13 protein-coding genes and 1 tRNA gene are annotated in these 12,655 nt (G+C 57.1%); 8 read left to right on the forward strand and 6 right to left on the reverse strand.

Annotated features, from left to right (window positions below; genetic code table 11):
• Positions 1-200: 200 nt before the first annotated feature.
• From B3F77_RS10780 to B3F77_RS10790, 3 genes are all read right to left on the reverse strand, one after another.
• Positions 201-1,010, reverse strand: a complete 810-nt coding sequence (locus B3F77_RS10780) for an alpha/beta fold hydrolase (RefSeq protein ID WP_293604957.1) — start codon at positions 1,008-1,010, stop codon at positions 201-203.
• A 77-nt stretch (positions 1,011-1,087) separates the two neighbouring features.
• Positions 1,088-2,614 (reverse strand): aldehyde dehydrogenase, encoded by a 1,527-nt coding sequence (locus B3F77_RS10785; protein ID WP_293604958.1) that lies wholly within the window; start codon positions 2,612-2,614, stop codon positions 1,088-1,090.
• Positions 2,615-2,639: 25 nt separating this feature from the next.
• A complete protein-coding gene (locus B3F77_RS10790; RefSeq protein ID WP_293604959.1) occupies positions 2,640-3,320 on the reverse strand; it encodes a GntR family transcriptional regulator in 681 nt (226 codons plus the stop codon).
• A gap of 210 nt (positions 3,321-3,530) precedes the next feature.
• Between B3F77_RS10790 and B3F77_RS10795 the strand changes: the two genes are divergently transcribed.
• From B3F77_RS10795 to B3F77_RS10820, 6 genes are all read left to right on the forward strand, one after another.
• Positions 3,531-4,778 (forward strand): ABC transporter substrate-binding protein, encoded by a 1,248-nt coding sequence (locus B3F77_RS10795; protein ID WP_293604960.1) that lies wholly within the window; start codon positions 3,531-3,533, stop codon positions 4,776-4,778.
• Between the two features lie 24 nt (positions 4,779-4,802).
• Positions 4,803-5,663: a branched-chain amino acid ABC transporter permease gene (locus B3F77_RS10800; RefSeq protein WP_293604961.1), complete on the forward strand. Its 861-nt coding sequence runs from the start codon at positions 4,803-4,805 to the stop codon at positions 5,661-5,663.
• Positions 5,660-6,655 carry a branched-chain amino acid ABC transporter permease gene (locus tag B3F77_RS10805; RefSeq protein ID WP_293604962.1) on the forward strand — a complete coding sequence of 332 codons (996 nt, stop codon included), beginning with the start codon at positions 5,660-5,662 and terminating at the stop codon, positions 6,653-6,655. Before B3F77_RS10800 ends, B3F77_RS10805 begins: the two co-directional genes overlap by 4 nt.
• Entirely contained in the window at positions 6,652-7,395 is a 744-nt protein-coding gene (locus B3F77_RS10810) for an ABC transporter ATP-binding protein (RefSeq protein WP_293604963.1), read from the forward strand. The genes B3F77_RS10805 and B3F77_RS10810 overlap by 4 nt, the downstream gene beginning before the upstream one ends.
• Positions 7,385-8,098 carry an ABC transporter ATP-binding protein gene (locus B3F77_RS10815; RefSeq protein WP_293604964.1) on the forward strand — a complete coding sequence of 238 codons (714 nt, stop codon included), beginning with the start codon at positions 7,385-7,387 and terminating at the stop codon, positions 8,096-8,098. Before B3F77_RS10810 ends, B3F77_RS10815 begins: the two co-directional genes overlap by 11 nt.
• A gap of 75 nt (positions 8,099-8,173) precedes the next feature.
• On the forward strand, positions 8,174-8,989 hold the full coding sequence (locus B3F77_RS10820) for an alpha/beta fold hydrolase (protein WP_293604965.1): 816 nt from the start codon (positions 8,174-8,176) through the stop codon (positions 8,987-8,989).
• Positions 8,990-9,264: 275 nt separating this feature from the next.
• Here B3F77_RS10820 and B3F77_RS10825 read toward each other — a convergent pair whose 3' ends face one another.
• Positions 9,265-9,711, reverse strand: coding sequence for a response regulator (locus B3F77_RS10825; protein WP_293604966.1), 447 nt, complete (start codon positions 9,709-9,711; stop codon positions 9,265-9,267).
• 420 nt (positions 9,712-10,131) lie between these two features.
• Complete coding sequence (locus B3F77_RS10830) at positions 10,132-10,530, reverse strand: phage holin family protein (RefSeq protein WP_293604967.1); 399 nt, start codon at positions 10,528-10,530, stop codon at positions 10,132-10,134.
• Positions 10,531-10,701: 171 nt separating this feature from the next.
• On the opposite strand from B3F77_RS10830, the gene B3F77_RS10835 reads away from it, so the two are divergent.
• Complete coding sequence (locus tag B3F77_RS10835; RefSeq protein WP_293604968.1) at positions 10,702-11,388, forward strand: hypothetical protein; 687 nt, start codon at positions 10,702-10,704, stop codon at positions 11,386-11,388.
• A 196-nt stretch (positions 11,389-11,584) separates the two neighbouring features.
• On the opposite strand, the gene B3F77_RS10840 is transcribed toward B3F77_RS10835, so the two are convergent.
• A tRNA-Leu gene (locus tag B3F77_RS10840) sits at positions 11,585-11,669 on the reverse strand.
• A gap of 39 nt (positions 11,670-11,708) precedes the next feature.
• On the opposite strand from B3F77_RS10840, the gene cysM reads away from it, so the two are divergent.
• Positions 11,709-12,611 (forward strand): cysteine synthase CysM, encoded by a 903-nt coding sequence (cysM, locus tag B3F77_RS10845; RefSeq protein WP_293604969.1) that lies wholly within the window; start codon positions 11,709-11,711, stop codon positions 12,609-12,611.
• Positions 12,612-12,655 lie beyond the last annotated feature (44 nt).

Raw genomic sequence — 12,655 nt, forward strand, 5'->3', positions numbered from 1 at the left:
ATCCGGGAGGCATCCATATAAGAGCTGTATGGATTAAAAAATCACCATGCAGTGGTTATTAACCCAGTCAACTCAATTATTGAAGGCAGGCTGGTCAGTATTAGATCGGCGTCAACAATCGACGCGTACAAGGGACAAGTGTGGACCAGACCCAGACGACAGAACAATTTTTGTTGGTGGCCAATCCGGATGGATCAGGCCTAATCAATAAACTCCCTGATCGCCGCCATGAACACGTCGGGCATCTGGAGCTGCGGTACATGGGCGCAGCCTGCGAGAACAACCAGTTTGGCATCAGGCAATCCAGCGCTGAGTTCATACGACATGGGGGGTGGCGTAGCTTCGTCCTGCTCGCCCACCAGTACCAGCGCGGGCACGGTCACCGACTTTAGCTGCGTACGCAGATCCAGCGAAGCCAGGGCTTCGCACGCGCCGTGGAAGGTCTGAGGATCAACCGAGAGAAAGCGTTTTTTGCGCGCCTCGATCAAATGCGGATTGAGCTGCTGAAACTCGGGCGAGAAAAGCCGTCGCATCGCCACATCAGCAATCGCGGTCAGTCCCTTTTCCCTGGCGGTGGCCGACATGCCTCTGAATGCAGCACGTCCGGGCTCCGAAAATGCTGCGCCGCAGTCGGCGAGCACAAGCCGCGAGGCAATGCTGGAATGGCGGATCGCGATGAGCAGCGCGATGAAGCCGCCGTAACCATTACCCAGCAGGATGGGCCGTTGCTTGAAGCCAAAACCCTGGATGACCTTGGCGATGTGGTCGGCAATCGTTTCAAGTTGGCCGCCCACAAAATCGGATTCACCGAAACCCGGCAGATCCAGGGCCAGCACCTGATGGCTTCGGGCAAGGATTGGCATGATCAGATCGAAGCTGGTCTGATCGGCCAGCAGCGAGTGAAGCAGCACGATGGGGGTGCCCTGGCCAGCGACTTTGGCGCTCAGTCGTTTGTCGCCCACCGTGAGTTTCACATTCCTGAAATCCATGGTTGTGTTCTGAGCTGTCATTTGGATGGACTCATCGGGTTGTTGTGAATGGGGTCGGCGTTTGAGCCCGCTTGATGTGAGTGTTCCTATGGCTTAGCTCAATTCAGGCGCGGCTGTTTGGCGGTGTCCTTGTACCAGTCGAACGGCGCGTCATCCAGGCGCACCATGACGCTCTTGGTTTCGAAGTGCTGGTCAAACGATTCGGTGCCACATTCGCGGCCGATACCTGAATTTTTGACGCCGCCCCAAGGGGAGGCTGGGTCGAGCCGGTGATGATCGTTAATCCACACGATGCCGCACTTCAACTGTGCAGCTACGCGGTGTGCACGGGTGATGTCGTTGGTACGAATCGCGCCGGCCAGGCCAAACGGTGAGTCGTTGGCCAGTGCCAGTCCCTCTGCTTCAGTGGAGAATTTGCTGATCGAGACGAAGGGACCAAACACTTCTTCTTGAAAGATGCGCATGCCTGCCGTCACGTCGGCGAACACGGTTGGTTCGACGAAAAACCCGTTATTGAGCGCCGGGTCAGTCGGCACCTTGCCACCGGCGACCAGGCGCGCTTTGTCCTCCTCGATGCCGATCCTTACATAGTTCAGCACCCGTTGCTGCTGGCGCGCTGACACCACCGGCCCCAGCTGTACGGTAGGGTCTTTCGGATTGCCGATACGGATGGTCTGGGCCTTTGCAGCCAGTTTTTCCACGAATTCGTCATAAATTTTTTCCTGCACGATTTGGCGGCTGCCGCAGATGCAGGTCTGGCCCGCACCAACGAATGCTCCGAAGGCGGCGTAGTTCACGGCCTGTTCCACATCGAAATCATCGAACACCAACACGGGGGTTTTGCCGCCGAGTTCCAAAGTCTGATGCGCGAAGTTGCCGCCGGCCAGCGCGCCGGTGATTCGGCCGGCTTCCGTGCCGCCTGTCAGCACCCACTTGGCCAGTCTGGGGTGTTCGGCCAAAGCCTTGCCGGTGGTCGGACCTAGGCCGGTAACCACGTTGAACACGCCGGGCGGCAGTCCGGCCTCGACGAACAGACGAGCCAGGCGCAGCGTGGTCAATGGCGTGTACTCGGATGGCTTGACCACAGTGGTGCAGCCCGATGCCAATGTCGGAGCCAGGCTCTTAACCATGATCATCAGTGGATGGTTGAACGGCGTGGAGTTGCCAACCACGCCGATGGGGGTGCGAATGGTGTAGTTCAGGTAGTTGCCATCGACCGGAATGACCGAGTCGCGCCGCGCTATGGCCAAGCCGGCGTTGTAGCGAAAGAAGTCTGGCAGCCGTGAAATCTGGGCCCGGGTTTCATTGAGTGAGCGCCCGTTGTTGGCGGTCTCGAGCTGGTACATCTCATCCAGATGGGTTTCAAACACATCGGCCAGCTTGTTGATCAGCCGGGCGCGTGTCCGGTTGGACATGCTGCTCCATTCATGGTTGTGGAAGGCGGTATCGGCGCTACGCACGGCGACATCAACATCGTGCACGTTGGCGTGGCTGATCTGTGCCAGCAGCTCGCCCGTGGCGGGGTTGATCACATCCAGCAGTTCGGTCTGCGAAGCCGGGACTTCGCGTCCATCGATAAACAATCCGTGAATGGGCACCTGATGGGCCTGTTTGGTGTTCGACATGAAAAACCCCCTAGAAAGTTGAAAATTAAACCCCAATGACAATTTTTGAAATCGCGTTTCTGACCCGTTTTCCAGCCGCTGCAATGTGGTGTTCTGCCAGCCGCTGTGCGCGCTTGACGACGCGCGCCTGAAGCGCATCAATGAGCTCGCTGTGCTCCTGTACCAGGGACTGGGGGTCACCTTTATTGATGTTGCTCAGGCTAATTTGCACAGCCCGCTCCATCTGGTCGATCAGGTCGATCAGATGGTCCCGCATTCGGATATTCGTGCCCAACTGGGCAAGGCGATGATGGAAAGCGCGGTTGTAGACAACGAAGCCGCCATTCCATTCGCTGGGATTGAAATGCCTGAACGCGTTGAGTTCTTCGAGCTGCTCGTCGCTGGCATACAGCACGATGCGCTCCATGCAGGCTCGTTCTAGTGCGGCGCGAAGATGAAACATGTCCTGAACATCTTTCAGCGACACAGGAGCCACCCGGTAGCCCTGCCTGGGAAGGGAGATAACCAGGCCCTCCCGTTCAAGGCGCATCAATGCGTCCCGTACGGGTGATTTGCTCACTTCAAAGCGCGCCGCCAACTCGGCTTCCCGGATCTCGGTGCCCGGGGCCAATCGGCAACTGATCATGTCGGCGCGCAACTGTTCGTAAACAGTTTCTCGCAAAAGCCGGCTGATGTTCGCTGGTTTAGAAGCGTCGGTTGATCTCATTTAAAAATATTACAGTTAGACTTTTTTTCAACATCTGATGTATCAGATAAGGTATCAATTAAACGCAATTCTGGAGCTTATTTCCAGTTATTCATTGGTGTATTCCCTTATATTGATGGGATTTTCTACTAAGTCTGTTTGACTTTAAGTTAAATCGTAATATATCATGAGCTTTGAATATTTGTCAGATTCAACGACCAAGGAGATGTCATGTCTAAGAGTTTGCTTGTTGTGGCGGCAGCCACTGCCATGTTCGCGACAACTTGTTTTGGTGTGGCCCATGCGGCCGAAAAAGATGCAATCCGTATCGGTTTTCTGACCATCAAATCTGGTGCTCTGGCGGCTGGTGGCAAGCAGATGGAGGAAGGCCTGCGTCTGTTCCTCAAGGAGCGCAACAACATAATTGCGGGCCGCAAGGTGGAGTTGTTTGTCGGGGATACAGCCGGCCAGCCGGCTATTACCAAGACCAAAGCCCAGGAATTGGTCGAAAAAGACAAGGTACAGGTGATCATCGGGCCGCTGGCAGCTTTCGAGGCGCTAGCCATTGATGACTACATCCGCAAGACAGAGGTGCCGGTGATTTCTCCTTCGGCCGCCGCCGAGGACCTGACCCAGCGCAAACCTAATCCGTGGTTTGTGCGTGCTGTGGGTACTTCTGCTCAGCCCAGCCATGTTCTGGGCGACTATGCAGCGCGCGAACTGAAGTACAAGCGCATTGCCATCATCGCTGATGATTTTGCCTTCGGCCATGAAATCGTAGCCGGCTTTCAGCGCACGTTCGAGGAAAACGGCGGTAAGGTTGTGCAAAAGCTTTGGTCACCACTGAACGTGGCCGATTACGGCACCTACATCGGCCAGATCAAGCCCAACGTGGACGCTGTGTTTGCGGCGTTTGCGGGCGGCAATGGCATCAAGTTTCTCAAGCAGTACGACGAATACGGTTTGAAAGCCAAAATCCCCCTGCTTGGCGCGATGACCACCGTGGACGAAGGCATTCTCAAATCCATGGGCGACGAGGCTTTGGGCGTGATTTCCGCTGGCTGGTATGCCGCGTCCATCAATAACCCGGACAACAAGCGCTTTGTTCAGGCCATGAACCGCGACTACAAGCAAGACCCCGGCTATTACTCCATGGGCGCTTATGGCGCGGCGCTGATGCTAGAGCAGGCGCTCAAGAACGTGAATGGCAATATCGAGGACAAGGCAGCTTTCATGGCCGCGCTGCGCAACGTGCAAATCAGCAACGATCCGCGTGGCAAGATCAGCCTCGATGCGCTGGGGAATCCGATCATGGATATCTATGTGCGTAAGGTCGAACGCAAGAACGGCAAGCTCATCAACACCGTGATCAAGACCTACCCGGCTGTCAGCCAATTCTGGACCTACAACAAAACGGATTTCTTGACCAATCCGGTTTATTCCCGCGACTATCCGCCGGCCAACAACATCGAGAAATAGGCCGTCCAGAACAAGGGTACTTCGATGTCATTCTGGTTCATCCAGAGCCTGAACAGTCTGGCCTTGGGTGGGGTACTCTTCACTCTGGCCGCTGGCTTTTCGCTGATCTTCGGACTTATGCGTATTGCCAACCTCTCGCATGGCGCTTACTTCATGTTCGGCGCCTATATTGGGTTGAGCGTTTTGGAGAGCGGTCACGGTTTTGGTGTCGCAGTCCTGGCCGCAGGGCTGGGCGTTGGCATTTTGGGCGGGCTGGTGGAACGTTTGGTCTTGCGCCGACTTGCTGGAAACACCTTGTCGCAGGTGCTGGCAACCTTGGGTGTTGCCTTTGTGATCGCAGATGGCAGCCTGTGGATATGGGGCGGCGACCCGCGCCCCGTCTCACCGCCCGAATGGCTGGCTGGTGGCGTGCAGATGCTGGGACTGACCTTTCCGCTATATCGCCTAGCCGTGGTGTTGTTCAGTTGCGTGATTGCCATCTGTCTATGGCTGCTGCTGGACAAGACCCGACTGGGTGTGATGATTCGCGCCAGTGTCGATGACCGGCAAATGGCCCAGGGCATCGGTGTGCCTGCTTCAAGGTTGTTCACTGTTGTGTTTTGCCTGGGCACAGCGCTAGCTGGCGTTGGCGGCGTAATGGCCGCGCCCATCCTGTCGGTTTATCCGGGACTGGATGCCGACATGCTGCCGCTGGCACTGGTGGTCGTAATCCTGGGCGGCTTGGGCAGTCTTGCCGGGGCGTTTGTGGGCAGCTTTCTGATCGGCTTTGTCTACAGCTTTGGCCAGGTTCTGTTTCCCGATCTGGCCTACATCATTTTGTTTCTACCCATGGTCATCATTCTGGCGGTGCGACCCCGTGGCCTGTTCGGGAGAATCACGGCGTGAAGCGGGTACTGTTGTTGGTGTTGCTGGGCCTGCTTCTGTGCCTGCCGTGGTGGATCGGCGGGGTGTATTACATCAATCTGGCCAGCCAGATTCTGGTTGCGGCCTTGTTCGCTGTCAGCCTGAACTTGCTGGTGGGTTATGCCGGGCTGACTTCGCTTGGGCATGCGGGCTACCTGGGCCTGTCGGCTTACGCCAGCGGCTGGCTCATGACAAATCTGGGCTGGGGGCATCTTGCCTCTGCCACTATGGCGCTCGCCGGCACAACCGCCGTGGCGGCCGTGTTTGGATTGATTGCGCTACGCGCCACAGGCATTAGCTTCTTGATGATCACGCTAGCCTTGGGCCAGATCTTGTGGGGCATCGCTTACCGCTGGGCAGCGGTTACCGGCGGAGATAACGGAATTTCCGGGTTGACTCGCCCGAGCCCGTTCGGCATGGATCTTGGCGATGCACGGAATTTTTATTTTTTCGTGCTGGCTGTTTTCCTGCTGGTGTGGTGCTTGGTCGCAATCTGGGTGCGATCCCCGTTTGGTGCCAGCATTCGGGGTACCAAGGAACAGCCTCGACGGATGAGTGCACTGGGCTATAACGTCTGGCTGATCCGTTGGATCACTTTCACCGTCAGCGGTTTTCTGGGTGCGGTGGCGGGCCTCATGTACGTCTACTATCACCAGTTCATCAGCCCGCACAGCCTGTCGCTGGCCAATTCGGCCGAAATGCTCTTGATGGTGATTGCTGGCGGCGCGGGCACGCTCAGCGGCCCGGTGGTCGGTGCTGCCCTTGTGGTGCTGCTCAAAAACGTGGCCAGCGCCTACATTGACCGTTGGGTCATGTTGCTGGGCTTTGTCTTTATCTTCATCGTGATGTTCGTGCCTGATGGGATCGTAGTGGGTCTGGCGCGGCTTGGCCGAAGGCTGGCACGCTGGCGCCAGCGTTTGGGCGACAAGAAGCGTGCAGCGCATACCGGCTTACCAGTCGAGGACACCCTGTGAACACGCCGATTCTTGAACTGTCAGGCCTGAGCAAATCCTTTGGCGGACTGCAGGTCACGCGCAGCGTGAACCTGAGCGTGCAGCCGGGCGAGCGCCATTTACTGATCGGCCCTAATGGGGCCGGCAAGACCACGTTGTTCAATCTGATCGCCGGGGATCTGCCAGCCTGCGCTGGACGCATCACGTTGATGGGCCAGGATGTCACGCAGATATCCACTGCGGCGCGCGCCCAGCGTGGACTGGCGCGTACTTACCAGATCCTGACCCTGTTCGGGCGTGACACGCTCCTCCACAACATCAAACTCGCACTGATGGGCAAATTGGCCCTGCGCTGGCGGCAGTGGGGCTCGTTTGAATACGAGAAATCGCTCTCTAGCTGCGCGATGGGCGCGCTGGACGCTGTGGGCTTGGCAAACAAGGCACATCTGCCGCTGGAGCAAACTTCCTATGGTGAAAAACGCCGGCTGGAGATCGCCATGGCCCTGGCACAGCAGCCCCAGCTTTTGCTGCTCGATGAACCGCTGGCGGGCCTGTCCTCACAGGAGCGCGAAACCATTACAGCGCTGTTGGCTTCGATCGACAGGAATATCACCATCATCATGATCGAGCACGACATGAAAGCAGCATTGGCCTTTGCCGACAGCATCACACTGTTGCACTACGGTGAGGTGATCACGGCCGGGACTCGTCAGGAAGTGGTTGACGACCCGCGCACCCGGGAGATCTATCTTGGCCACTAGCCTGTTGTCGCTCGATCGCGTCAATGCCTTTTACGGCGACAGCCATGTGCTGCATGATGTGAGCCTGAATCTGCAGGCGGGCCGACTTCTGGCCCTGCTGGGGCGCAACGGCGCAGGCAAAACCACCTGCATCAGCTCGATCATCGGTTTTTTGCCATCCCGCTCGGGGAGTATTCGACTCGACGGGGAAGCGATACAAACCTGGTCGCCCGAAATGATTTGCCGTAGTGGCGTTGGTCTTGTGCCTCAGGGGCGTCGCGTTTTCGGCAGCCTCACCGTGCGCGAGAACCTGGATGTTGCTGCGCGCAAGGGGGATCGTGTCCAGAGTCACTGGACGCGTGACGGTATTTACGATATTTTTCCACGCCTTAAAGAGCGCCAGAGCCAGCAGGCCAGCAGCCTGTCGGGCGGGGAACAGCAAATGCTTGCCATCGGCCGCGCGCTGATGACTAATCCCCGGGTGCTCTTGTTGGACGAGCCGTCCGAAGGCCTGGCGCCACAGCTCGTGCGCGAGGTGGGCCAGATACTCACGATGCTAAAGACGCAGATGTCGATTGTCTTGGTGGAGCAAAACCTCGGTCTGGCATTGAAGGTGGCCGATGACGTGGCGCTACTCAATACCGGGCGTGTGGTGTTTGCTGGCACACGCGATTTGTTCGAGCAGCAACAAGCCGAACTGCAGAGCCACTTGGGGGTGGAGTAGGCCGTAAGTGGATAAACCATTGCAGCGCGCCTGTCTGAAGCGGGATCAATCAATCACTCAGCAAAGGAACTGCGCATGAACGATTTGTCAAAAGAGGCGCCCCTGGGGCGTTACACACTGCGCTACCTCGACGTAGGCCAAGGCACCCCTGTGGTGTTGATCCATGGGTTGGCGGGCGATTACAGCGCCTGGCTGACCCAGATTGATCTGCTCAAACAACACCACCGCGTGATTGCATTCGACAACCGGGGCGCGGGCAAGAGCACTCAGATCGACGAGCCGGTGAGCACCACCGATCTGGCGGCAGATACCCTGCAGCTCATGGAATATTTGGGGGTTCCGGCGGCACATGTGGTGGGGCGCTCCATGGGCGGTGCGGTGGCACAGCACATGGCGCTGCAGGCGCCGGACCGTGTCCTCTCCCTAGTGTTGTGCGCATCCTTTGCCAAGCTCGATCCCCTGGGAGCTCGGGTTCTATTGAATATGCGTGAAGCTCTGGCCTGGCGAATGAGCTGGGCTGACCATGCGCGCCACTCGGTGCAGAATTTCGTCTCAGCTGATTTCTTCAACAACTATCCCGATCGTGTAGCTGCGATCGAGCGCCTTATCGGCGGAGAAACCCGTTTGCCTGCTTGCTACATGCGACAAAATGAAGCCTGCCAAAACCACGATACCCTGGCTGACTTGCCGCTCATCCAGCCGCCCACTCTGGTAATGGCCGGACAGAACGATCCAATTTGTTCGCTCACCGCCACGCGCGCGCTCGGCGATGGCTTGCCGAATGTGCACACCGAGATATTCAGCAACGCGAGCCATTTTTTCCTGATGGAGCAGCCCGACAAGTTCAACCCGCTGCTCAGCCAGTGGTTGCAGGCCCACGAGCCTGCGTGAATACGATGCCGCTGCATACGGTAAAAATTCGAACGCACGAATTCACTCGAAATGTGTAGTCTGGCCGCAAAACTAATCGCATATCAAGAGGACCAAGGTCCAGTGCCAACGGTCGTGGAGTTCCTGCAATGCGTCTGGATGTAGCGCAGAACATAGCGCTTCAGAGATTGCAGGACGACTTTCCCAAAGTCTAGACGGCTTGGACAGATACCGAGGTGCTGCGCACCCTTCATCACCAAAAAACAAAAATCCCAGCGCAGTACTCTCGCCGACGCCTATTTAGGGGCAACAGAGCGGCTGCGCTCGATGGCTTCACGCACGGCCTGCTGGACGTCGTCTTTCTTGAGATTGACCGTCTGCTCACGGCAGTAGGCAAACAGGCTGTCGAGCTCGGTTGATTTGTCGAAGACCCCATCGGCCCCCAGCTCGGCCGCCCGTAGGCGGATTTCTGGCGTGGCGTAGTTGGTCAGAACGACGACCTTCTGGTACCACTCGCGATTGCGGCACCCTGCCAATATGCCCAGACCGCTGCCTTCCTTTAAAAACAGGTCCACGATGGCCAAATGCCATGTTCCGGCATGCATATCAAGCCAGCGGGTGCTTTCGGCCTGGGTCGCGGAGTGGGCTGTGACTTTGACATCGGCGATCTCCCGAAGCGATTCGATCAGGTTATCGAGGACGGTCGCGTTGTCTTCAGCGAGGTAAGTGATGAGTGTCTCCATGGGTGAAGTGTGGGGTTATTACATTGGTCGGTGGCTGCACATTGGGTCAACCCGGCTGCCCCTATAAAAACACTTTAGGTCAGGAAAAACTGCCATCCGTTGGTGCACATTGGTGTAGGGCAAGCTTACCGGCGGCGCGCATCACGCCATGTAGGACCAGGCCATGATTGCTTGTCTGAATATGCGGGTGCCGCTGGCTGCGTCCGGTTCCGCAGACACTTTAGTAAAACCAATCAATGAAACTGTAGTTGGTTCGTAGCAGGGGTCCGTCGGATTGAGGGGCCGGTTTGGAAAAACACCTCGAATGACCACAATGGGTCGAGGGGGGCGGTCGCCAACGGGTCAACCACGTCCGCTCTTCGTCGACCTATCAGTGCGATAGCCGCCACTTCCGATGCACTTGCCCTTGAAGCTAGACATTCAAAGCCACAAGCCGTCGTGAGGCATTTGTATGGTGGTTGCCGGACTGCCACCGACAAAAGAGCCGATCACGATGCTGAGCACGGATATGAACATGCTTGCAAAGAATGCCGTCCAGAAACTCGACACCTTGAAGCCCTTAATCAGCGAGGCCACCAGCAAAATCATCAGAGCATTGATCACCAGTACAAATAAGCCGAACGTCAGCAGCGTCAGCGGCAAGGTGAGTATGATGAGCAGCGGTTTGATGATGGCGTTTGCCAAGCCGAGAAACAGCGCAGAGACGATCAATGACGAAGCATTGTCAAATTTTAGACCATTGAAAATATGACTGGCCACCCAGAGTGAAAGCGCAGTGATGCCCCAGTGCAGAAAAAAGGGCGTCAGATTTTCCAGCATGTCAGGGGGCCTTGTTGAGTAAGTTTGTTTGAGTATAGAGTGATGGATATGCACAGCCGCACCGGCACAGAGCCGGTGTTCGAGCCTAATCAGCCCCGCTCCTCTGAAAAGCGTTGGGACACTGCTGATTTGAAATTTTGAACCAGATTCTTAAACACCGCAGGGAAAATCATGAAACTTCATCGCCTCATCATCGGTCTTTGCTTCGCTGCGTTATTGAGTGCCTGTGGCGGTGGCGGTAGTGACTCAACGCCAGCCACCGGACCGGTCGCTTCAACGCTGTCGTTTCCGCTGAAAAGCGCCTACAGCACACTCGTTGCCAATGGTTATACAAAGAGGTATGACGTCTCTGGATCTTGTAACGGCTTGGCGAGTGAGGTCACCGCTCCGGCCACAGGCGGGCAAACCTTTAACGGAGTGTCGGTGCCGTGGTCAACCGCATTGACATTGTCAATAAATGTGACTACCTGCGCATCGATCACCGCAACCATAAACACCTATTACGACACCGACTACACGCCACTGGGTTTCAGCTCGAGCGGTGTCTATAGCGTTTACCTGCCGCCGCCCAGCATTCCGACATCCATCATGGTCGGTGATACCGGTACTATCGGCACAGCCACCAATTTCACGGGCAGCAGCAGCACAGGAACTCGGGAGGGGCAAACGGTGGTCAGCTATGTTGTCGAGCCGGACACGGCCAGCACCGCCATTGTGAATTTGATTTTCAAAACCTTTGACACCTCAGGGAATCTGAAAAGTACAGAGCAAGACCGCTACAAAATTTCCTCTACTGGCGCACTAGCCCCGGTTTCCAAAGATACCTTGACAGCGACGACCCACCTGATTCTTCAGTGACTTGGGGCTGGTCACTTTGACGCTTGGCAGATCTGCGGCGTCGATGTTCGCCTGTGCCGGGAGGAGTCGGACGGCCTGACCCAAGGTGCGCCTCTGGCCGTATCCGCTAACTGCTTGAGTTAGTGCGTAAGCCCACCCAACGCGTGAGGGCAACAAAAAAGCCGTCCCTGATTGAACAGGAACGGCTTTTGGTATTTGGTGCCCGGGGCCGGAATCGAACCGGCACGCCTTTCGGCGGGGGATTTTGAGTCCCCTGCGTCTACCAATTTCACCACCCGGGCAGGAAGAAGCGAAGCCCTAAATTATGGCACAGTGTGGTTATGAAATATCCAACCATTGAAGACGCGATTGGCAAAACGCCGCTGGTCGCTTTGCAGCGCATCGCTGCCACCGAAAACGCAGCACGCGGCAACGTTATTCTGGGCAAACTCGAAGGCAACAATCCTGCCGGTTCCGTGAAGGACCGTCCTGCGCTGTCCATGATCCGGCGCGCTGAAGAGCGCGGCGATATCAAGCCGGGCGACACACTGATTGAAGCCACCTCGGGCAACACCGGCATTGCGCTGGCCATGGCGGCCGCCATCAGGGGCTACCGCATGGTGCTGATCATGCCGGAGGACCTGAGCATTGAGCGCGCCCAGACCATGAAGGCCTTTGGCGCCGAGCTGATCCTGACGCCCAAAAGCGCCGGCATCGAGTACTCGCGTGATCTGGCGGACCAGATGCAGAAAGATGGCAAAGGCCGCGTGCTCGACCAGTTTGCCAATGCGGACAATCCGCGCATCCATTACGAGACCACCGGGCCCGAAATATGGACAGACACGTCAGGCAAGGTGACACATTTTGTCAGTGCCATGGGAACCACGGGCACGATTACCGGCGTTTCGCGCTACCTGAAAGAGAAAAATCCGGCCATCCAGATCATCGGCGCGCAACCCAGCGAGGGCTCGCGCATTCCGGGCATCCGCAAATGGCCACAGGCGTACTTGCCCAAGATTTATGACCCCAGCCACGTGGACAAGCTGATGCTGGTCAGCCAGAGCGACGCCGAAGACATGTGCCGCCGGCTGGCGCGCGAAGAGGGCATTTTTGCCGGCATTTCCGCCGCCGGGGCCTGCTGGGTGGCGCAGGAAATTGCCAAAACGGTGAACGATGCCGTGATTGTCTTCATCGTCTGCGACCGGGGCGACCGCTACCTCTCGACAGGCGTCTTTCCGGCCTGAGTTTCTGCCTGATTGTGGATAAAAGCAGCATATAGCCCATATAT

Source organism: Polaromonas sp. UBA4122 (assembly GCA_002381615.1).
Lineage (GTDB): Bacteria > Pseudomonadota > Gammaproteobacteria > Burkholderiales > Burkholderiaceae_C > Polaromonas.

Coding starts and splice junctions, on each gene's coding strand:
- B3F77_RS10790 (WP_293604959.1), bottom strand. CDS start 3,320: ATGAGATCAACCGACGCTTCTAAACCAGCGAACATCAGCCGGCTTTTG.
- B3F77_RS10825 (WP_293604966.1), bottom strand. CDS start 9,711: ATGGAGACACTCATCACTTACCTCGCTGAAGACAACGCGACCGTCCTC.
- B3F77_RS10780 (WP_293604957.1), bottom strand. CDS start 1,010: ATGACAGCTCAGAACACAACCATGGATTTCAGGAATGTGAAACTCACG.
- cysM (WP_293604969.1), top strand. CDS start 11,709: ATGAAATATCCAACCATTGAAGACGCGATTGGCAAAACGCCGCTGGTC.
- B3F77_RS10820 (WP_293604965.1), top strand. CDS start 8,174: ATGAACGATTTGTCAAAAGAGGCGCCCCTGGGGCGTTACACACTGCGC.
- B3F77_RS10795 (WP_293604960.1), top strand. CDS start 3,531: ATGTCTAAGAGTTTGCTTGTTGTGGCGGCAGCCACTGCCATGTTCGCG.
- B3F77_RS10835 (WP_293604968.1), top strand. CDS start 10,702: ATGAAACTTCATCGCCTCATCATCGGTCTTTGCTTCGCTGCGTTATTG.
- B3F77_RS10785 (WP_293604958.1), bottom strand. CDS start 2,614: ATGTCGAACACCAAACAGGCCCATCAGGTGCCCATTCACGGATTGTTT.
- B3F77_RS10830 (WP_293604967.1), bottom strand. CDS start 10,530: ATGCTGGAAAATCTGACGCCCTTTTTTCTGCACTGGGGCATCACTGCG.
- B3F77_RS10800 (WP_293604961.1), top strand. CDS start 4,803: ATGTCATTCTGGTTCATCCAGAGCCTGAACAGTCTGGCCTTGGGTGGG.